13 protein-coding genes and 1 tRNA gene are annotated in these 21,006 nt (G+C 63.8%); 10 read left to right on the forward strand and 4 right to left on the reverse strand.

Translation table 11 applies throughout. The features are described 5' to 3' along the window. Positions 1 to 557 precede the first annotated feature (557 nt). From A3OK_RS0116290 to A3OK_RS24105, 7 genes are all read left to right on the forward strand, one after another. On the forward strand, positions 558 to 3,599 hold the full coding sequence (locus A3OK_RS0116290) for a DEAD/DEAH box helicase family protein (protein ID WP_019905960.1): 3,042 nt from the start codon (positions 558 to 560) through the stop codon (positions 3,597 to 3,599). After that, positions 3,596 to 4,576 carry a hypothetical protein gene (locus tag A3OK_RS22945; protein WP_019905961.1) on the forward strand — a complete coding sequence of 327 codons (981 nt, stop codon included), beginning with the start codon at positions 3,596 to 3,598 and terminating at the stop codon, positions 4,574 to 4,576. The genes A3OK_RS0116290 and A3OK_RS22945 overlap by 4 nt, the downstream gene beginning before the upstream one ends. Continuing rightward, positions 4,576 to 7,515 (forward strand): site-specific DNA-methyltransferase, encoded by a 2,940-nt coding sequence (locus A3OK_RS0116300; RefSeq protein WP_019905962.1) that lies wholly within the window; start codon positions 4,576 to 4,578, stop codon positions 7,513 to 7,515. The genes A3OK_RS22945 and A3OK_RS0116300 overlap by 1 nt, the downstream gene beginning before the upstream one ends. An 850-nt stretch (positions 7,516 to 8,365) precedes the next feature. Then, positions 8,366 to 10,432: a 3'-5' exonuclease gene (locus tag A3OK_RS0116305; RefSeq protein ID WP_019905963.1), complete on the forward strand. Its 2,067-nt coding sequence runs from the start codon at positions 8,366 to 8,368 to the stop codon at positions 10,430 to 10,432. A gap of 154 nt (positions 10,433 to 10,586) precedes the next feature. Then, positions 10,587 to 11,429: a DUF429 domain-containing protein gene (locus A3OK_RS0116310; protein WP_019905964.1), complete on the forward strand. Its 843-nt coding sequence runs from the start codon at positions 10,587 to 10,589 to the stop codon at positions 11,427 to 11,429. Between the two features lie 233 nt (positions 11,430 to 11,662). After that, positions 11,663 to 11,739, forward strand: a tRNA-Arg gene (locus tag A3OK_RS0116315). Positions 11,740 to 11,934: 195 nt separating this feature from the next. Then, positions 11,935 to 12,399, forward strand: coding sequence for a hypothetical protein (locus tag A3OK_RS24105; protein WP_155912054.1), 465 nt, complete (start codon positions 11,935 to 11,937; stop codon positions 12,397 to 12,399). Here A3OK_RS24105 and A3OK_RS23690 read toward each other — a convergent pair. The 4 genes from A3OK_RS23690 to A3OK_RS24385 form a co-directional block, all read right to left on the reverse strand. Beyond that, positions 12,396 to 13,339 (reverse strand): IS630 family transposase gene (locus A3OK_RS23690; RefSeq protein ID WP_155912050.1). Its coding sequence is split into 2 segments (ribosomal slippage): positions 12,396 to 13,003 and positions 13,003 to 13,339, totalling 945 coding nucleotides; the frame shifts between segments, so codons are not numbered across the junction. The genes A3OK_RS24105 and A3OK_RS23690 overlap by 4 nt on opposite strands. A gap of 490 nt (positions 13,340 to 13,829) precedes the next feature. After that, complete coding sequence (locus tag A3OK_RS0116330; protein WP_019905966.1) at positions 13,830 to 14,270, reverse strand: hypothetical protein; 441 nt, start codon at positions 14,268 to 14,270, stop codon at positions 13,830 to 13,832. Then, positions 14,260 to 14,907 carry a hypothetical protein gene (locus A3OK_RS0116335; protein WP_019905967.1) on the reverse strand — a complete coding sequence of 216 codons (648 nt, stop codon included), beginning with the start codon at positions 14,905 to 14,907 and terminating at the stop codon, positions 14,260 to 14,262. The genes A3OK_RS0116330 and A3OK_RS0116335 overlap by 11 nt, the downstream gene beginning before the upstream one ends. A 22-nt stretch (positions 14,908 to 14,929) precedes the next feature. Beyond that, entirely contained in the window at positions 14,930 to 15,613 is a 684-nt protein-coding gene (locus A3OK_RS24385) for a terminase TerL endonuclease subunit (protein WP_245259442.1), read from the reverse strand. 202 nt (positions 15,614 to 15,815) lie between these two features. On the opposite strand from A3OK_RS24385, the gene A3OK_RS23700 reads away from it, so the two are divergent. The 3 genes from A3OK_RS23700 to A3OK_RS22955 are packed head-to-tail and all read left to right on the forward strand — an operon-like array spanning position 15,816 to position 20,469. Beyond that, on the forward strand, positions 15,816 to 17,003 hold the full coding sequence (locus A3OK_RS23700; protein WP_019905969.1) for an efflux RND transporter periplasmic adaptor subunit: 1,188 nt from the start codon (positions 15,816 to 15,818) through the stop codon (positions 17,001 to 17,003). Continuing rightward, entirely contained in the window at positions 17,000 to 18,988 is a 1,989-nt protein-coding gene (locus tag A3OK_RS0116350; protein WP_019905970.1) for an ABC transporter permease, read from the forward strand. The genes A3OK_RS23700 and A3OK_RS0116350 overlap by 4 nt, the downstream gene beginning before the upstream one ends. Continuing rightward, the gene (locus A3OK_RS22955; protein WP_019905971.1) at positions 18,985 to 20,469 is read left to right on the forward strand and encodes an efflux transporter outer membrane subunit; all 1,485 of its coding nucleotides are present in this window, start codon (positions 18,985 to 18,987) and stop codon (positions 20,467 to 20,469) included. The genes A3OK_RS0116350 and A3OK_RS22955 overlap by 4 nt, the downstream gene beginning before the upstream one ends. The last annotated feature ends 537 nt before the right edge of the window (positions 20,470 to 21,006 follow it).

The raw sequence follows: 21,006 nt of genomic DNA on the forward strand, positions 1-21,006 counted from the left end.
GCAGGCGGCGCGATCCGAGAAAGCTGGTAGTTATAGCTTCATGGCCTAATTCGCCGCCGGTGATCAACGTCGCCGCTTTGCAGGGCTATCTGGCGACGTGCAGTTATACGCAATGCCATCAAGCGTTGGCTCGACCCTCGCCTGAACTGCATGCGCTCCTTCGCTACCGCCGTGTATATCTTATACGACTGCGCTTCGATGGATCTCCTCGATCACATCGAAAAGCCACGTCGTCCCAGCGTTGTATAAGAGCTACTCTGGCCCCTGGAGCACCACATCCGTATAGGGGCTTTCGTAAAGCACGCGCGCCTGCATTACACCCTGAGCGGTGAGATGATCGACGACGAGGTCGATAAACACGACTTGCTCGCGCGTTGCCTTCCGGCCTGCATCAAACAACTTCGATCTCGTCGAAACCGAGGCAAATGCCGAGGACGTTGCAAAGCAGTCACGGTCGCAGCCTCAGCGGCGAAAAGAGGATCGAGCCGCTCGTAAGCGAGCCTCAAGCTCGCTATCCTCTCGGCAAACGACCTTAAGGTTGCGCTCGGGGAGGCACCATGGCGACGCCGTTCTTCGAGCGACCGATCCTTAACTCGCCATACGAAGTTCCGACGCAGCACCATGCGCTGGACAGCGAGGGACAGCCTCTCGACCAGGAACCAGCACAGGGCCGCCGGCGCTCATCTCTGATAACGCCGGTCCCAAGGTCCAGAAGACAGAGTGGCAGGGGCAGGCAGACGGCCCTCGGCCTCGGCGACGGGTCCGCTCTTTCTTCGGCCGAGCAAGCCTACAATCCAACCCCTATCATCAATGAGATCCGGGGGCACGTAGCGTCCTGGCGCTCGCTTCCAAACCCGGCGGATTGGGGCGTTACACCGACGACCCAGCGGCTGCTTCAGCACTGGCGTCGCGAGGACGGCTGGCACGGCCCGCGGCCGTTCTTCTGCCAGGTCGAGGCGGTCGAAACCGCGATCTGGCTTACCGAGGTTGCCGGACGGCAGCGCCAGTATGCCCACCTGATCCGTCACATCGAAGGCGCCAACGAGGGCGCGAACCCCGGCCTGCCGCGCCTCGCCCTCAAGATGGCGACGGGTGCCGGCAAGACCACCGTCATGGCGATGCTTATCGCGTGGCAGACCATCAACGCGGTGCGAAGCCCGAACGCGAAGCACTTCACCCGCGGTTTTCTACTCGTGACGCCGGGCATCACGATTCGAGATCGCCTGCGTGTGCTAATGCCCGGCGACCCCGACGCCTACTACAGCAAGCGGGAGCTGGTCCCGACCGACATGCTCCACGATCTGGGGCAGGCCAAGATCGTGCTAACGAACTACCACGCGTTCAAGCGCCGCGAGACGCTGGAGGTCTCGAAGGTCGGGCGCTCGCTCCTGCAAGGACGCCATGCCCCGATCGACACCATCGAGTCCGAGGGCGCGATGCTCCAGCGCGTCTGCCGGGAGTTGCTGCCGATCAAGAATCTCGTTGTGGTCAACGACGAAGCGCACCATTGCTACCGCGAGAAGCCGGACGGAGCGGACGAGAACCCGGTCGCTGCCGAGGATCGCGAGGAGGCCAAGCGCAACGCCGAGGCCGCGCGGCTCTGGATCTCTGGGATTGAGGCGCTGAAGCGCAAAGTAGGCGTGCGTGCGGTCTACGACTTGTCGGCTACGCCGTTTTTCCTGCGCGGATCGGGCTACCTCGAGGGCACCCTCTTCCCGTGGACGGTGAGCGATTTCTCGCTCATAGACGCAATCGAGTGTGGCATCGTCAAGCTGCCGCGCGTCCCGATCGCCGACAATGCCGCAAGTGGGGAGGTGCCACTTTACCGCGAGCTCTGGGAGCACATCGGCAAGGCGATGCCAAAGAAGGGCGCGGGCAAAGCCGGCACGCTCGATCCGCTCTCCCACGTTTTCCCGAGCCAGCTCCAGACAGCGCTGCACGCCCTCTACGGCCATTACGAGAAGACCAGCGATGCCTGGGAGCGCGCCGGCATTGACGTGCCGCCGGTCTTCATCGTGGTCTGCAACAACACCGCCACGTCAAAACTTGTCTACGAATGGATCGCCGGCTTCGAGCGAACTAACGCCGATGGCGAATCCGAGACTCGCCATGTGGGGCACCTGCGCCTGTTCCGGAACTACGACGACAACCGGCAGCGGCTCGCCAAACCCAACACGCTGCTTATCGACAGCGAGCAACTCGAATCAGGCGAGGCCCTCGATCCTGCCTTTCGCGAGATGGCGGCGGCCGAGATCGATCAGTTCCGCCGCGAGCGCATCGAACGCGGCGTCGATCCGGTGACTGCCGCCGAGACCTCGGACGCCGATCTGCTACGCGAGGTCATGAACACGGTCGGTCGCGTTGGCCGGCTCGGCGAGCGCATCCGCTGTGTCGTCTCGGTCTCGATGCTGACAGAGGGTTGGGACGCCAACACTGTCACGCACATCCTTGGCGTGCGCGCCTTCGGCACCCAGCTCTTGTGCGAGCAGGTGGTCGGGCGCGGCTTGCGGCGGCAATCTTACGAGCTGAACGACCAGGGCCTGTTCAATGTCGAGTATGCCGACATCCTCGGCATCCCGTTCTCTTTCACGGCCGAGCCGGTGGTCTCGGTCCCGGCGGCACCCCGCAAGCTCACCCGCGTGCAGGCCTCGCGCGAGCGCGCCGAGTTGGAGATCGACTTCCCCCGCGTCGAGGGCTATCGGGTTGATCTGCCGAGCGAGCGCCTGAGCGCGCGCTTCACGGATGACAGCCGTCTGACACTGACGCCGGAGACCGTCGGCCCAGCCAAGGTGCTGATGTCAGGCCTAGTCGGCCAGCAGGAGACCCTGGACGCGGAGGATTCGTTCAAGGACATGCGGCCGAGCGCCCTCTCCTTCGAACTCGCCAAGCGCCTGCTGGAGAAGCGCCTGCGTGATCCCGATGGCGACCTGCCGGTCCACTTGTTCGGGCAGGCGAACCGCGTGGTCCGCGAGTGGCTCGACGGCGGCTATCTCGTCGCCCAGGGTGTGCCGCGGGCCGCGGTGCTCTATCCGCAGCTTGCCGAGCAGGCGGTGGAGTTCATCTACCTTGCCTGCCAACGCTCCGTGTCCGCGGCTCAGCGCATCAAGGCTGTGCTCGACCCCTACAATCCGGCGGGCTCAACGCGCTTCGTGAGCTTCACCACATCGAAGCCGGTGTGGGAGACCGACCCACGCAAGTGCCACGTCAGCCACGTGGTGCTCGACTCTGAGTGGGAGGGCGAACTCGCCCGCGTGTTGGAGGCGCATCCGCGGGTGCTGTTTTACGTAAAGAACCAGGGCCTCGGCTTCGAAGTGCCCTACCGCGACGGTGCCGTCCCGCGGCGCTACCTGCCGGACTTCATTGTCCGCCTCAACGACGGGCGGCCCGAGCCGCTCAACCTTGTCCTTGAGACGAAGGGGTATCGCGGCACCGACGCGCAGCTCAAAGCCGAGACGATGGACGTGTCCTGGGTGCCCGGCGTCAACGCCCTCGCCGGCCAGGGCCGCTGGGCGTTCTTCGAGTTCCGCGAGGTGTTCGCCATCGAGGAGGCGTTCGGAAATCTCGTCGAAGAACTGCGCACGGTGAGTGCCGCCGCATGACCCCGACGCGCTTCTCCATCGCTGAGCGCTTGACGCAGGGGGCGTATCTCGCCGCGGGGGCGCCGGATCACGTTGGCTACGCTGGGGCCCCCTACCGCCTTCAGCCGGAGCAGTGGGCGTTCAACCTCGCGCCCGCGATCAAAGCGGTGTCACCCGCATATTTTGAACGCTACGGAATCGCGTGGCACCGGCACAGAAATCACGGGCTCTCGTCGCAAGTCTGCTGCATCAACTTCCTGATGCCGCTGGCCGAGCGGCCCGAAGCTCTGTCTCGTCTTGTCGCTACAGCGCTCGGCATCGATGCGCCGGAGATGCTCGCCGTCGAGGAGGGACCTGAGGGACGCCCCTGGTTCGTTGGCTTCGAATGGGTCGGTGAGCAGGATTACTTGAACGAGGGGGCCGTCCGGACGCGTGGGGCAAACGCGACCAGCGCCGACGCGATCCTGCGCTTCAGATCGATGGGCCGAACCGAGACCCTGCTGATCGAATGGAAATACACCGAGGCCTACGGTGCCCCGGTCCCGCCAGCCGGCAACCCAACCCGGACCAAGCGCTACCAAAACCTCGCCTTTGCCCCCGCCGGCCCGGTGCGGTCCGACCTCAGCCTCAGCCTCTCCGACTTCTTCTACGAGCCGTTTTATCAATTGCTGCGTCAGCAGATGCTGGCGGCTCGCATGCAGGCGGCGGGCGAAAAGCAAGCAGCCCGTGTCCGCGTGCTGCATATCGCCCCCGGCGACAATCGTGCGCTCCAAGCCGTCACAGCGCCGGCCCTGCGCAAGCATGGGACGAGTGCCTTCGCGGCGTTCCGCTCCGTGCTGACGGAGCCCGACACCTTTATGAGCCGTGCGACCGAGACCGTTTTTGGTCCCCTTCTCTTCTCGCCGGACGCGACCACCGCCGAGTGGGCCGCCTACCTGCGCAACCGCTACCGTTTTCTCAATCAGGCCTTTAAGGCTGGGCAAGGACCCGTGAACTGATGGCCCGAGGCCCGAAAGCATCTGCGACCAAGTCCGTCGAAGCGCTCAAGCACGACGAGGCCCAGCGCAGGAACATCCCCACCGCCGAGTTGCAGAGCTTCGCCGAGGCCGAGGAGGCGATCACCGGCTTCGCGCCTGGGGTCTACCCACGCGCCCGCCCGCTGCCGGAGGGAGAGACCCGCCCGCGCGACACGGACCTTGATCCGCAGATCGTCTGGAACGGCGCCCGCATCCGCCTTACCCCCGAGCAGGTGCGCGCGCTGGTCGAGACCGGCGAGGCCGCGATCGGCGACGCGCAGCTCGTCTGGCGCGGCAAGGACCAACAGGACTGGTCCGACTTTATTGTCCAGGCGCCACCCCTCTACATCCAGGAGAAGATCCACCCCAAGGCAATCATCGACGATCTGCGCCGCGCCGGCGACCGGCCCCCGCAGGACGAGGCGCCCGACCTGTTCTCGGATTTCAACGGACTGGACCTCGAGGCACGCACCGAGTTCTACCAGCACGACCAGCACTGGTCGAACCGGATGATCCTGGGCGACTCGCTCCAGGTCATGGCCTCCTTAGCGCAGCGCGAGGGGATGAAGGGGCAGGTGCAGTGCATCTACTTTGACCCACCCTACGGCATCAAGTTTAACTCGAATTGGCAAGTCTCGACGCAATCCCGCGACGTCAAGGACGGCAAGCAGACCGACATTTCGCGTGAGCCGGAGCAGGTGAAGGCGTTCCGGGATACGTGGAAGGATGGGATCCACTCGTATCTCACGTATTTGCGTGATCGTCTGACTGTAGGCCGAGAGCTGTTGGCGGAAAGCGGATCAATATTTGTGCAGATCGGCGACGAGAACGTTCATCGCGTGCGAGCTGTAATGGATGAAGTATTTGGTTCAGAAAATTTTCTTAGCCAAATAGCTTTTGTAAAGAATTCTGGACAGACCACATCCTTCTTGTCTGGAAATCAAGATTATATTTTGTTTTTTGCCAAAAATCGGAAACATGCAAAATATCGACAAATTTTCTACGGAAAGGGCTTAGGAGAGGATTTCGGTGGCAGGTATGATCAAATATTAGATAAATCAGGAAAAGTCAGGAAGATCGATAAGTTAGAGCGGGATGGATCTAAATTATTACAGCAAGGCGATCGCGTTTTTACGGTGCAACCGGCAATATCTCACGGTTATAACGCCAGCACCACAGTAGAGTTTTGGATGCAGGGAAGGAGGTTTTTTCCTGGATCAAATCGACAGTGGAAATATACACTTAAAGGTCTTTCTAGCTTGGAAAAGGCGGACAGATTAGTTCCATTACAGAAAATGCTTTATTATCGAAGGTTTATTGATGATTTCCCAGCTTATGCTATTGGAAACAACTGGAGCGACACTCAAGATCGACTATCTAAGGATTATATTGTGCAAACTGTGCCCCTCGTGGTTCAGCGCTGCATTCTCATGGCCACCGATCCCGGCGACCTCGTCCTCGATCCCACCTGCGGCTCCGGCACTACCGCTACGGTCGCCGAGCAATGGGGGCGGCGATGGATCACCATCGATACCAGCCGTGTCGCTCTGGCGCTCGCCCGCACGCGTTTGATGAGCGCGCGCTATCCCTATTATCTGCTCGCCGACAGCCCCGAGGGTCGGGCAAAGGAGCAGGCGGTCTCGGGCCGTCCGCAGCCACAGAGCGCCGCTTACGGCGACATCCGTCAGGGCTTCGTCTATGAGCGCGCGCCACACGTCACCCTCAAGTCGATCGCCAACAACGCTGAGATCGACGTGATCTGGGAGAAGTTTCAGGACAAACTGGAACCCCTGCGGGGCAATCTGAACGCGGCCCTTGGGCAGGCCTGGGAGGAGTGGCAAATCCCGCGGGAGGCCGGGGCCGGCTGGCCAGAGCCGGCGCGCGCGGCTCATACGGTGTGGTGGGAGGCGCGGATCGCCCGGCAGCGGGAGATCGACGCCTCGATCTCACGTGCCGCCGACGTGGAGATGCTCTACGACCGGCCCTACGCCGACGCGGCGAAAGTCCGGGTCGCCGGCCCGTTTACGGTGGAGAGCCTTTCGCCCCACCGCATCATACCCTCGGACAGCCTCAACCTCGACGAGGAGTTCGACGCGCTGGACGGGCGTCGGGAACGGACGAAGGCCGGGAAGCCGACGCAAGACTTTTCCGCGATGGTGCTGGAGAACCTGTCGGCCGCCGGCGTGCAAGGCCGCGACCGGGCCGACCGGGTGCGCTTTACGATGCTCCAGCCCTGGCCCGGTCGCTTCATTGGCGCCGAGGGGCGGTTCGTCGAGGGCGGGAGCACCGACGAGCCGGGCATTGAGCGCCGCGCCGCCATCCTCATCGGCCCTGAATTCGGCACGCTGGCTCGCCCCGATCTCGTCGCCGCCGCCCGCGAGGCGGCGGAGGCTCGCTTCGACGTGCTAGTTGCCTGCGCCTTCGCCTACGACGCACACGCGAGCGAATTGACCCGGCTCGGCCCCCTGCCGATCCTGCAGGCCAAGATGAACCCCGACCTGCATATGGCCGACGACCTTAAAACCACGGGCAAGGGCAACCTGTTTGTGGTCTTCGGCGAGCCCGACATCGAGATCCGCCGCCTCGACGGTGACCGGATGGAGGTGGAGGTAAAGGGCATCGACGTGTTCGACCCCAATACCGGCGACGTGCGCTCCGATGACACCTCCGGCATCGCCGCGTGGTTCGTCGACACCGACTACGACGAGGAGAGCTTCTTCGTCCGCCACGCCTACTTCCTCGGTGCCAACGACCCCTACAAGTCACTTAAGGCCGCGCTGATGGCAGAGATCGACGAGGCCGCCTGGGCAACGCTTTATCGGGCGACGAGCCGGCCGTTTACGCGGCCTGCGACGGGGCGGATCGCCGTAAAAGTGATCAACCACTTCGGAGATGAGGTGATGAAGGTTTATGGCGTCTAAGACAGTGGATGCTTAATTTAGCATGTCGGGTTTCAATCATTACCCAGGCTGCACATGTGGATGGTGCGAATCCAAGCGGTTTGGCTCGTGGCAGACTTGTGACCATTCACCAACATATCGTGACGTCCGTGATGCCGATGCAATAGAGTTCTTGAGACGTAGTAGCCCAATCCGCTCAATTACCTCCTGTTATATTAAACCAAATGTTCGCTGCCCAAGATGTGAGGAGCTTGTCTTTTTTTACGCTAACGAGCGAGGAAGCAGGGTTTACTTTGATGAAATCGGCCCCCCGTGGACAAAACATCCCTGCATGATGTCGGGTCCGGAGATTAAGGTATTAATAAAACCCAAATCAAGGCCCTTTGATCTATCGCGGCTTATTTCAAGGCAGATTTTTACAAATGAAGAACTGCCGGAAGTAAAAAACCAAGGAAACCCATCGAAGTGGGTGCCTTTTTTTGTTTTAGATATTACGCAGCACGGCATTCGCCATGCATTTCGAGCAAGACGCGTTGATATAATAACGAACTCAATAGAGAATTTTACGTATCATAAATCCACAAGCATTATCGACAAAGGTGACATTATATCTGTCTGTGGATCATTTATTACAACATTAGATCCAACAAGTCTTAGTCCAATTCAATTTCAGAATGGTCAGAATTTAAATGAAATATCTGTCGTATCAATAAAAAATCAAGGACCGAAGCCCTCTTCGCTTCCCGAATTAGGGAAGCGCGTTCAGGAGAAACAACCCGCTACAACCAGCAAGGGTCGCATCTTATCCGCTATTGAAATTCAGGCGCGGCGGCTAGCTCTTCAACAAATCAAAGGCCCAGGGAGCAAAACGATGGACTTCCGCATCGCTGACACCTTCACCGCTGCCCTCGCACGCCTGCCCGTCCAGGAGCAGAAGGCAGTAAAGACCTCGGCGTTCGATATGCAACTCGACCCCGTAGGGCCGGGCCTGCATTTCCATCGGATCGAGGCGGCGAAGGACCGGAACTTCTGGTCGGTTCGCGTCAACCGCGATATCCGCATCATCGTCCACAAGACCGCCGCAAGTCTTCTGCTGGCCTACGTCGACCACCACGACAAGGCCTATGCTTGGGCCGAGCGACGACGCATTGAGGCGCACCCGCGCACGGGCGCCGTGCAGATCGTCGAGTCCCGCGCTCGCGTCGAGGAAATTGCGCCGGCCCTGTTCAGACATGCGCCGACAAGTAGGCCGGCACCGGAGCCCGCTCTGTTCATGGGGCTCTCGGGGGAAGATCTGCTGTCGATCGGGGTGCCCGAGGACTGGATCGAGCCATTGCGTGCGGCCACCGAAAGCCGGTTCTTCGATCTCGCGGCCCACCTGCCAGCGGAAGCTGCCGAAGGGCTTCTTGAATACGCCGCGACGGGGCGTCTGCCGAAGCCCGCTTCAACGGACAGCAGTGATCCCTTCGCGCATCCGGACGCCCAGCGTCGCTTCCGTGTCATCGAGAACGTCGATGCGCTGCGTGCCGCACTCGACGCTCCCTGGGAACGCTGGTCGGTGTTCCTGCATCCGTCCCAGGCCGGGGTGATTGCGCGAAACTACAGTGGGCCTGCGCGTGTCGCTGGTTCAGCGGGCACGGGCAAGACCGTCGTCGCGCTGCATCGTGCCGTGCGCCTTGCCCGCGCCGACAGCCAAGCGCGAGTGCTGCTCACCACCTTCTCGAAGCCCTTGGCTGTTGCACTCCAGCGCAAGGTCGATCTCCTTGTCGCCGCCGAGCCCGGAGCAAGCGGCCGCATCACCGTCGCGCCCTGGGAAGGTTTGGCCGAGGAGCTGCACCAGCTCGTTCATGCACGCCGTCCCCGCATCGCCACGCTCACCCAGATTCAGGCTGCTCTGGTCCAGGCCGCGGGCGGGAGCGACATCTGGACCGAGCGCTTCTTAACGAGCGAGTTCCGACAGGTGATCGACGCTTGGCAGGTTTCCGACGAAGCCGCCTATGCAGACACACCGCGTCCCGGCCGGCGCAGCCGCCTCGGGGCCAAGCAGCGAGCCGCATTGTGGCCGATCTTCACCGTGGGTCGTGCCAGTCTCGCGAACCAGGGCCTCGCCACCTGGGCGCAGGTATTCACTGGTCTGGCTGCGCACTACCATGCGGAAGCGACGAAGCCCTTCAGCCACATCGTTGTGGACGAAGCGCAGGATCTCGGCGTGCCGGAGCTACGTCTCCTTCGTGCCCTGGCACCGGAGGGCGAGGACCGCCTGTTTTTCGCAGGTGATCTCGGACAACGCATCTTCCAGCCGCCATTCTCCTGGAAAGCGCTCGGCGTCGACGTGCGCGGTCGCTCGACTACACTCAAGGTGAACTACCGGACCTCGCACCAAATTCGCGAGGCTGCGGATCGACTGTTGCCTGGTGCCGTCCAAGACATTGACGGACGGGAGGAGGCGCGCAAAGGCACGATCTCGGTCTTCGACGGGCCGCAGCCTCAGGTGCTGAAGCTCGACGACGAAGCCTCCGAGCGCGATGCGATCCTCGGATTCCTCAAAGCGGCCCGCGACGATGGCGTCGTCTCGGACGAGATCGGCCTCTTCGTGCGAAGCCGTGCTCAGCTTGATCGCGCCCGCGCTGTTGCTCTGGCCGCGGGTTTCGTGCCCGTCGAGCCAGGCGATGCACCAAGTGCAGCCGGCGAGAGCGTGACCGTCGGCACGATGCACCTCGCAAAAGGCCTGGAGTTCAAGGTTGTGGTCGTGCTCGCCTGCGACGACGGTGTCCTTCCCCTACAGGAACGTATCGACACTGTGAGCGATGAAGCGGAATTGGAGGAAGTCTACGAGACCGAGCGACACCTTCTCTACGTCGCAAGCACTCGAGCACGTGACCGGCTCTTGATCACCGGCGTGCGCCCTGGGTCTGAATTTCTGGATGATCTGGTGTAGGTAGATCCAAACGAGCGTTTCAACTTAATTGATTTGAGTGTATCGGCTTCCAGGCACACCATCAAATCTTATATAAATAGCAGATACGGGTGACATCATCTCTTGCGGGAGCCGACTGGCAGGCGTCTCTGGATCCTATCAGAAAAGTGGGCCGATGATTTTTCGAGAGGGCACTACGATCAGCCTCATCGGCTTCGACTCGGCCTGGACTGACAGCCCGAAAGCTCCGGGCGCGATCAGTGTGATTCGGATCGACCGCGACGGACGGCGCACTTTTGTGCCTCCGACGTTGGTCTCTTTCGATCAGGCGCTCGCTGAGATTAAAGCCGAAGCAACCTTCAGTGCCCTCCGCATCGTCGCGCTCGACCAACCTACGATCGTCCCGAACCACACCAGCCTACGTCCCGTCGACCGTGTAGCAGCCTCTCTCATCTCCTGGCTGGGAGGAGGCGTTCAGCCTGCGAACCGATCCAAGATCGGGATGTTTGATGACTCAGCTCCGGTATGGCGCTTTAAGGAGATGCTAAAGGCGGTTGAGGACCCCGAGGCATCCCGCACCGTGCAGAAAGGGCTGTTCCTCATGGAGATCTTCCCAGCGCTCGCCCTGCCTTCACTGGACGCAGCGTTCTGCGGGAGGCTGCTCGGGCCGCGCTACAATCCTGCACGACGCAAGACCTTTATGCTCGCCGGGTGGCAAGCCGTCATCGCGTCTGTGAGACGCCGTGCAGTCGCTGAAGCCGTCGATGGGCTCGCTGACTGGGCCGACCACCTCGCCGCAGTCGAAGTGCCGCGCAAGGCCGATCAGGACCGTCTGGATGGCGTTCTCTGTGCGCTTATCGGCCTGCATTGGCACACCCGACCACGCAGCCAGTCGATCATGATCGGAGATCGCACCTCGGGCTACATGATTGCACCCGCGAGCGACGCTGTTCGAGCACGGCTTGAGAAGGCTGCTCACCTCGTTGGGGTCCCCGTCGACCTTGATGCCCCTCGATAGTGCCGCGGCTACCCATGCAGGCCACAGCACCGGCCTATACGCCGCAGAAGGCGCGAATTGCCGGCGCACAAGCGGCCCCTCCTCATCACGCATACGGCTTTCGCCCGTGCAGGAACCTTCATACCTGCGCTGCTCGACACGATTCGAACGTGTGACCTTAGCCGAGTGAGGCCCTATGCCCGACGACACCGTTGCGCGTGGCCACGGCTTGGGTTAGGTGTCGTCCACGGTCAGCACCCGTAGCTCAGCTGGATAGAGCGTTGCCCTCCGAAGGCAAAGGTCACACGTTCGAATCGTGTCGGGTGCGCCAATCATTTCAAGTACTTATTGCGTGGCTTTTCCGGTGATGGGCGCCTCGGTGTCACCGGGGTGTCACCACCCGCTGAGGCGGTGATTCCGTCGGAAGCGCGATTAAGCCTCTGCAGCTCGGCTGAAAGATCAGGCGTCAGCACGTTGACTGAAAGTGCTGAATCGGATTGATGGAATTGATCCGAGGAGTCCTTAAGTGAACCTGTCCGATCCTGTTAAGTGGACCGATGTTGGCCTTCTGGTCACTGCGATATTTGCCTTTTTTGCTGCGGTTGGCGCTGCTTATCTTGTGTACGGGCAAATTATCGAAGCAAAAAGACTACTAAAGCTGAACAATGATCAGCTGCTTGCGGATAAGATGGCAGTGAGCGAGGATCACGAGCGATCCAGGCGTGAGTTGTCAATCAATTTGTGCTTGGTATGGGCAAATTTTCTTGATCAGAGAATGCGTTCTGTGGCAAGCCTGTTCGAAACTTTTAGCGATCATATGTGTTACGACGTTAAGGAAGAGCGGGAAATAGCTGTTGCTTCGCGTTATTACTATCTGCTGTCATCTGTATTCACGGGTCATCTGGAGCTTAAGGCAATACCAAATGCTATACCAGATGCTGCTGGGGCGGCGGATGATATCAAGTTAAGTGTTAGAGCATTTTCGGTTTAATCTGGTTCGTATCCTGCGGCGGCGAAGAAGTTGGCGCACTCGTCAGGTGTGACGGTGTCGACGAGGCGTCCGATGGCCGACCACAAACCCTCGACGGTTCGCTCGGCCGCTTTGCGCAGCAGCGCCTTCAACTTCGAGAACGCCATTTCGATGGGGTTGAAGTCGGGCGAGTAAGGCGGGAGGAACAAGAGCCGCGCGCCCGCCGCCTCGATGGCCGATCGCACGGCCGGACCTTTGTGGCTGCCGAGGTTGTCCATGACGACGATGTCGCCGGGGATGAGCTCAGGCACCAAGACCTGATCGACGTAAGCCTGGAAGGCGTCACGGTTGATCGGCCCATCGAGCACGAACGGTGCGGCGATCCCGGACAGGCGCAGGGCCGCCACCAGGGTCGTGGTCTTCCAATGGCCGTGCGGGATGGGCGAACGCAGCCGCTCGCCGCGGGGAGACCGTCCGCGCAGGCGGGCCATGTTGGTGGAGGTCCAGGTCTCGTCGAGGAACACGAGGCGCGCGGGGTCGAGATCGAGCTGGCACTCGAACCATGCCTCGCGCGCGGCCTTCACGTCCGGGCGGTCTTGCTCGGTGGCGTGAGCTGTCTTTTTTTGTAGGTGAGATCGCGTGCGTCGAGGAAGCTCCACAGGGTGCCGAGCCCGACCGTGAGATCGTACTCGTCCCGCAGTCGGGCGCGCATCTCTTCCAGGGTGATGTCGCCCTTCTCCTCGATCAGGGCGCGCAGGAACGCCTCATGTGGATCGAGCTTCGAGCGGCGCGCCCGCCCTTGCGGACGAGGGGCCACCGTCCCGGTTGTCGCGAGCGCGGCCATCCAGCGAATCGAGGTCGCGATGCCGACTCCAAAACGCGCGGCCGCTTGCCGGCGGGAGGTCGTTGCAGCGGCTTCCACCACCCGCTCGCGCAGGTCCTGGCTGTAGGGTCGTCCCATCTGTCGCTCCTCCTCCAGAGCGATCAGTGAATCAGCCCGCCGCCTCTCCGTGAACCCCACACGATTGATTCAGCGCAAACCGAAAACGCTCTAGCCATGTCGTTTTTTTAAAGAACTGCGCTTTGACTTATTTAAATGTGCTAGAATGTGTCCTTATTTCGTACAGAAGTTCAGTTGCGGATACAAAGATAATTGAAGAAGAGTTTAGGCATCTTGTCGTGGTAGAGCAACGACAGACAGCTTTAAAAAATTTTCGCACTGCAGTTGGGACGCAGGACTATACTGCGATTGCGCTATTTGAAATAAAGATGCAAGAAAATGACATCAGTAAACAAAAGGAACTTGCATTGATACATTAGTGGTATGAGTGGCGATAGGTTTTGATATTTTTGTGGTGAATTTATGCAAATTTATTATTAAAAAGGGCGGTCTATGATTTAATCTATGTGTTTTAACACAAAAAGCGATAATAAATCCCTCGCAGCGTGATTCAGAAGACGTGTGAGGAAATTCGTGCGCTTGGCAAAATTGCATTAGTAATAGCTGCCGCCTGCGTGGCCACCCCAGCTCCGATGCTCAGCGCTTCCAGCAGGCCGAGGGCATAATATTGCCCCGCCGCTACAGCCGCCACCGTCAGGGCGATGGTGAGCACGCTCTTCAGGGCGTCGCCTTGGGGAACGACTCGAATCAGGACATGCATCCCAGCCTTGGCACGGACGCGGTGCCAATTCTCGGCTTCGACAATGTGACCGTCGATCGTCACGCGGATGTAGCCAGGTCCGAGCGCGCGCGCCGCTGACAGTGTCTCGTCCACCATCTCGGCGATGGACTGGCCCGGCAGAACGCTGAGTTCCACGCGGTCCTGCGTTGAGTCCAATATGTGTGGGATCGCAAGAACCTGGATCGTGTTCGGCGCGCCCTCAAGCTTCATCAGCGTGCACTCCCACGATCGGCTCGTCCCAGCGGTGGATGATCCGGGTTGAGATACCCTCCCGCGTCACGCTGGTGAGCTGGATGAATCCGCCGATGATGGCCTCGGGGTGTTTCCGCTGCATCTCGATCGCCCGCACGCCCCAACGGGCCGGGTCGAGGTCGTCGCCCGACGTGACGTCGCCGTAAGCCTCGTGGAACTCGGTCTGGATCTCCGGGGTGCTCGGCCACAGCGAGCAGTCGCCGTGGGTGAGCGCGACCAATGGTTCTGCGATGCGCTCGCAGGTGGTGACGCTGAAGGCGTCCGGCCCGGTGGTCTCGGAGATGCCGGCAACGACGAGCAGCACCTCGGGCGTCCCTTCGCCGATGAAGACGTGAGATGCCTCCACAACGGCCTTATGGATCAGGGTCGGGGCCCACTGCTTCAACTCGTCATAGGTGGTCACCGAGAGAAGCAGGTTTGAGAGGATCAGCGGCGACCACATCAGGCTTCCGCTTGTCGCGATCACCGCATTGTGGTGTGGGACCGGGAACGCCTTGCACGTGCTGGCCGCATAGCGCGAACCGTCCCGGCAAGTAGCGCCGTCGGTCAGCATATGGACCGAATCGCTCTGCTTGATGACGTTGATGGCTGTCATGGATCGTTCCTTCCGGGCTCAGTTAGCGACACACCAATTCGGGTCGAAGTCTTCCTCGTCGAAGGCCGAACGCTGGCCGCCGGCCGCCGGCTGCGTCGGCGCGGCCCATAGCCATTGCCGCCACCAGGGCGTCGATCGCCTGCGTGCTCTTCTTCTTCGAGATGTACGGGAGGCCGATGTCGCCGTAGATCGGCACCGCGTTCTGGACGCACCAGCGCAGGTCCGGGTGCCCGCCGTGGCGGAACCGGCGGCCGATGATGGCCTTCTGCAAATCGCTATAGAACGGCCCCATGATCAGGGGACGCTGCTGCACCTCGACGGCCGGCAAGTCGTCCTCGATCAGCCGGCCCATCATCTTGGCCGCGAACTTCGGATCGAAGGCGATCTCCTGCACGTCGTAGAGGTCGCACAACTCGCGTAGCTTCCCCTCGATCACGTCATCGTCGATGAGGTCGCCAGGAATCACGGTGAGGTCGCCGGCATCCCGCCACTGGCGCAGGGCCACATCCGGCAACTCCTTGCACCGCCGCTTGAATGCCGTCTCCGGCAGGAATTCCCACCGTGACGACCGGCGCGCGGTGCGGCCGCCCCGCCCCAAAGCTGATCTGGAAACACGCAAAGAAATTTCAGCGGCACTGACGTTTTTCGGATCTCGTTCGTCAAAGCGAAGGCAGCGCGTACGAGATACCCGGCCGCTACGAAGCATCGACACGTTTGGGAGCCCGAACCGCAGCCAGCCTGTCTCCCGCCTTTTCTGTTCCCGCTGCGGACCGGCTCTGGCGAGATCCCGGATCGCCTTCGGATCGCCGCAGAGACGCCCATGCGCCCGTCCGGATGGGCGCATCACTGCCCCGACGTCGACGCGTCGCCGGGATTTACCAATCGCGTCCCTTGGAGCCGACCGACCGTTGCAACGCCGCGCGAAACTCTTCCTCGCCTTAACGGGGGCCGCCGGGCTCGCCGTGGCGGTCATAGCGGTCCGGGCCGGAGCGCCCGGGTTCTCCGAACAGGCCCCCCGCTTCATCACCCTGCCGGTCCGCCTTGGGGATATCGAGGACACCGTCCTGGCCAACGGCACGATCGAACCGACGCAGCTCGTCAGCGTCGGCGCCCAGGTCTCCGGCCGCCTCGTTGCCCTGCATGCGGGCCTCGGCGACCGGGTCAAAGCCGGCCAGCTCATCGCCGAGATCGATTCGATGCCCCAGGAGAACGCGGTCCAGAAGGCGCAGGCCATCCTGGCCTCCCTCGAGGCCCAGCGCGACCGCGCCCGCGCGAACCTCAAGCAGACCGAACTCGCCCACAAGCGCCAGTCCGACATCCTGTCCGGGCGGGCCGGCACCCGGCAGGATTACGAGACGGCCGAGGCGAGCCACGCCATTGCCCGGGCCGATCTGGCCAATTTCGAGGCCCAGATCGACGGGGCCGGGGTCGAGGTCCGGATCGCCCGGACCAATCTCGCCTATACCCGCATCACCGCCCCGATCGACGGCACCGTGGTGGCGGTGATTACCCGCCAGGGCCAGACCGTGATCTCGGCCCAGACCGCCCCCACCATCGTCAAGCTGGCCGACCTCACCATCATGTCGGTCAAGGCCCGGGTGTCGGAGGCCGATATCGGCCGCCTCCAGGCCGGCACCCCGGTGGTGCTGACCTCCGCCGCCCAGCCCGGCCGCCGCTACGAGGCGCGCCTGCGGAGCATCGACCCGGCCCCGGACCAGATCCTGGCCGAGACGAGCGCGGCGAGCCAGGGCGCCGGCGCGAGCCAGAGCACCGAGACGCCGATCTACTTCAACGCCCGCTTCGAGATCGCCAACCCGGACGGCCTGCTGCGCCCCCTGATGACCGCGCAGATCTCCTTCGTCCTCGCCCGCGCCACCCAGGCCGCCCTCGTCCCCGCCGCCGCCCTGCGGCGCACCGGCGAGGGGCGGGGCCTGCTGACCCTGCTCGGCCGCGACGGCCGCACCGAGGAGCGGGCGGTCAGGACCGGGATCACGAACGGCATGGATATCGAGATCGTCGAGGGGGCCGCCCCCGGGGAGGCGGTCGTCGTTGCCGGCCCGCAGGATATCGCGGGCATCCCGAGGGTCCCGCTGTGATCCCCGCCGCGCCCAGTTCACCTTCTTCCTCCTCCCTGCCGGGCGGGGCGGACGAGGCGCCGCTGCTGCTGCTGGAGGGTGTGCGCCGGACCTACCGGATGGGCGACCAGACCGTCGCCGCCCTGGCGGGGATCGATCTCGCGATCCGGGCCGGGGAATTCGTGGCCATCGTCGGCCAGTCGGGCTCGGGCAAGTCCACCCTGCTCAACCTGCTCGGCTGCCTCGACCGCCCGAGCGAGGGCCGCTACCGCATCGACGGACGCGACACCGCCGGGCTCGATCCCGACGGGCTGGCGGCCCTGCGCCGGCACAGCTTCGGCTTCGTCTTCCAGAGCCACAACCTGCTGGCGCGCCTGAGCGCCCAGGCCAATGTCGAGATCCCGGCGATCTATGCCGGCGAGCCGGTGGCCGCGCGCCGGGGGCGGGCGGCGGCCCTGCTCGGGCGGCTCGGGCTCGGCGAGCGCCTCGATCACCGGCCGGCCCAGCTCTCCGGCGGCCAGCAGCAGCGCGTCGGCATAGCCCGCGCCCTGATGAACGGGGGCCGCGTCATCCTGGCCGACGAGCCGACCGGCGCCCTCGACAGCCGCACCACCGGCGAGATCATGGCCCTGCTGCGCACCCTCTGCGACGAGGGCCACACCGTGGTGATCGTCACCCACGACACCTCCGTCGCGGATGCCGCCGACCGGGTGGTCGAGATCGCCGACGGCCGGATCGTGTCCGATCGCGTCCGCCGGACGCGGGCGCCCGCCCTGGTCCAGGCCCTGCCCGCCCGCACGCCGGGTCGCGGCGCCCGGCAGGGCCTGGAGGCGTTCCGCAGCGCCTTCCGCACCCTCGGCGCCCACCGCCTGCGCAATGGTCTCACCGTGCTCGGCCTCGTGATCGGCGTCGCGGCCGTGATCCTCGCCGTGTCGATCGGACAGGGCACGAAGCGCCAAGTCATGGCGCAACTCTCGCAGTTTGGCGAGAACGTCGTCGAGATCTTCTCCCAGTCGCCCCTGGCCGTCCGCACAGCCCCCCCGGTCGATTCGCTGACCACGGCCGATGTCGAGCGGCTCGCGGCCCTGCCCTTCATCACCGGGGTCTCGCCGACCAAGATGCTGCCCATGGCGACCCTGCGGAACGGGGGCCGGGTCGTGACGGCCTCGCTGGTCGGGACCGCGCCCGACTTCTTCCGGCTCCAATCGACCCCGATCACGACGGGCCGCGCCTTCAGCGAGACCGCCCTGCGGACGGCCCAAGCCGAGATCGTCATCGACACCCTAACGCGGGCGGAGCTGTTCCGGCCCGGCGAGGATCCCCTTGGGACGCTGATCCTGGCCGGCTCCACGCCGGCCCGCGTCGTCGGGGTCGTGCAGGTGCCGTTCAACTCGCGCTACAGCCGGGCTCCATTCGCGGCGATGCCCTACACCACCTTCCTCCAGCGGGTCTCGGCCAAGCCGTTCTTCAACACCGTCTCGGTGCAGGTCTCCAAGGCGGTCGATCACGACATCGCCCTGGCGGCCATCGGCAAGCTCCTGACCGCGTGGCACGGGCGCACGGATTTCACGCTTTTCGCCAACGAGCAGATCCGCAGCATGGTGCGGAGTTCCAACGCGGTCTTCGAACTGCTCGTCGTCTCCACCGCGACGATCTCCCTGCTGATCGCCAGCGTCGGCGTGATGAACATGATGCTGGTGGCGGTGGCGGAGCGGACCCGCGAGATCGGCCTGCTCATGGCCCTCGGCGCGCGCCGGGGCGACGTGATGCGCCAGTTCTTGATCGAGGCCCTCGTCATATGCGCGGCCGGCGGCGGCTTCGGGGCCGTCCTGGCCCTCGGTCTCGCCCAGGCCGCCCTGTCTTTCGGGGCACCGATCCAGCTGGCCTTCGGCTGGGAACTGGTGGCCGCCGCGATCCTGAGCGCGGGCCTGGCCGGCATCACCGCCGGCGTGCTCCCGGCCCGCCGGGCCGCGCGAATCGACCCCGTCGAGGCCCTGACGCGATGACACCCATCCGGATCACGGGGTGCCTGGCGGCCTTCGCCCTGCTCCTGTCCGGCGGGGGCTGCATGGTCGGACCGGATTTCCGGGCCCCCCACCCCCCCGCGCTGTCCCGCTACGGGGCGGAGCCCGACCCGGTGCGCCTCGACGCCCCGGGCGGCACGCAGGTCCTGGCCTACGGGGCCGAGGAGCCGGCGACCTGGTGGCGGCTGTTCCGGTCCCGTCGCCTCGACGGCCTCGTCCGCGAGGGCCTCGCCGCCAATCCCGGCCTCGCCCAGGCCGAGGCGGCCCTGCGAGAGGCCCGCAGCCAGACCGACGCCGCCCGGGCCGGCCTGCTGCCGGAACTCTCCGGCGGCCTCGACCGCAGCGGGAGCGGTCCCGTCCGGGGCGGAAGCGTGTTCGGCCTCTACGGCGCCAACCTCGCGGCGAGCTACGGGGTCGATCTGTTCGGCGGCCTGCGCCGCGGCGTCGAGGCCCAGGCGGCCCTCGAGGTGGCGGCGGCCGAGCGCCTGCGCGCCGCGGCCCTGACCCTGAGCGGCGCCATCGTGACGGCGGCGATCCAGGAGGCCGGCCTCTCCGCCCAGATCACGGTCGCGGAGACAATCCTGCGGCGCTACCGGCAGCAGCTCGACCTGATCCAGGTCCGCGAGGCCGCCCGCGCCGAGCCGGTCGCCACCGTCCTGACCCAGCGGAGCCTGATCCACGCCCAGGAGGGGACCCTCGTCGCCCTGCGGGCGCAGCGGACCCTGACCCGCCACCAGCTCGCGGCCCTGACCGGGCAGGCGCCGAGCCGCTACGAGGCGCCGGGCTTCGGGCTGGCCGAGCTGCCCCTGCCGCGCCGGGTGCCGGTGCGCCTGCCCGCCGCGCTCGTGGCCCAGCGCCCGGACATCCGGGTCGCCGAGGCCGAGTTGCACGCCGCCTCGGCGCGGATCGGGGTCGCGACCGCCGACCGCCTGCCGCAGATCACCCTGACCGCCAGTCTCGGCACCAGCACCGCCACCCTCGCGGGCCTCGCGGCGGCGAGCGGCTGGGCCACCGCCGCCGGGCTGGTCCAGCCCCTGTTCGACGGCGGCGCGCGGGCGGCGCGCCAGGAGGGCGCCATCGCGGCCTACGACGGCGCCCGGGCCGGCTATCGCGGCACCGTGCTCACGGCCCTGCGCGAGGTCGCCGACGCGCTCACCGCCCTCGACGCCGATGCCCGCCGGCTCACGGCGGCGATGCAGGCCGAGGATCTCGCCCGCCAGGCCCTCGACGCGATCCAGATCCAGTACCGGGCCGGGGGCCTGCCCTATACCGACCTGCTCCTGGCACAGACGCGCTACGCCACCACCAGCCTCACGCGCCTCGCGGTGCAGACCCAGCGCCTGACCGACACGGCCCTGCTGCTCCAGGTCCTGGGGGGCTCCTGGGAGGAGAGACCCCGGGAGGAGAGGTCCCGCGAGCAAAACCTCTCCGAGGGGCCGGCCCCGGAGCGCCCGCCCGCCTGATCCGGGGCGGAGCGCCGTGCCGCGGGACCGAAACGGTGCGAAGGGGCATCACGTTGGCTCGTCGGCCTCTTCCGGCCGTAGCTCCGAGACACCAAGCGTTCGGCGGTGCGCCAAAGCTGAGCGACCTCCCGTACCGCATGTCCGTCGTAGGGGGAGACCGGTGATCGGGTCGCGCTAGACGCGTCGGACATCTCGAGTCGATGAAAGTCGCGCTCCCGCATCGAACGCCATGGCGGGAAGGACCTTCGTTGCAAAGGCGCAGGGTATCCTACCGGACCGTCAAGAGGACTGCTGTGTGACCAAGGAATAAGTTTCCGCGCATGTGCAATCCAGTATCTTGGCACACAGGATCCGCCATCCGCAAAATGAAGCGGCATTTCTGATGTCTATAAAAGATAAAAACTATATCCCGCGATCCATCATGGCAATATCACGCATCATTCCCCGCCGAGTCGCTACGATGTGATTTATTGTATAAGTAAGCATAAAATTTAATTACTATACAAATTGTCACAATGAAACCACTCAAAACCATTG

Origin of the sequence: Methylobacterium sp. 77 (assembly GCF_000372825.1) — a bacterium.
GTDB lineage: Bacteria > Pseudomonadota > Alphaproteobacteria > Rhizobiales > Beijerinckiaceae > Methylobacterium.

Excerpts from the sequence above, each read along its gene's own strand:
- A3OK_RS22945 (WP_019905961.1), top strand. The coding sequence starts at position 3,596 with ATGACCCCGACGCGCTTCTCCATCGCTGAGCGCTTGACGCAGGGGGCG.
- A3OK_RS0116310 (WP_019905964.1), top strand. The coding sequence starts at position 10,587 with ATGATTTTTCGAGAGGGCACTACGATCAGCCTCATCGGCTTCGACTCG.
- A3OK_RS24385 (WP_245259442.1), bottom strand. The coding sequence starts at position 15,613 with ATGCTTCGTAGCGGCCGGGTATCTCGTACGCGCTGCCTTCGCTTTGAC.
- A3OK_RS0116305 (WP_019905963.1), top strand. The coding sequence starts at position 8,366 with ATGGACTTCCGCATCGCTGACACCTTCACCGCTGCCCTCGCACGCCTG.
- A3OK_RS0116330 (WP_019905966.1), bottom strand. The coding sequence starts at position 14,270 with ATGAAGCTTGAGGGCGCGCCGAACACGATCCAGGTTCTTGCGATCCCA.
- A3OK_RS0116290 (WP_019905960.1), top strand. The coding sequence starts at position 558 with ATGGCGACGCCGTTCTTCGAGCGACCGATCCTTAACTCGCCATACGAA.
- A3OK_RS0116335 (WP_019905967.1), bottom strand. The coding sequence starts at position 14,907 with ATGACAGCCATCAACGTCATCAAGCAGAGCGATTCGGTCCATATGCTG.
- A3OK_RS22955 (WP_019905971.1), top strand. The coding sequence starts at position 18,985 with ATGACACCCATCCGGATCACGGGGTGCCTGGCGGCCTTCGCCCTGCTC.
- A3OK_RS0116300 (WP_019905962.1), top strand. The coding sequence starts at position 4,576 with ATGGCCCGAGGCCCGAAAGCATCTGCGACCAAGTCCGTCGAAGCGCTC.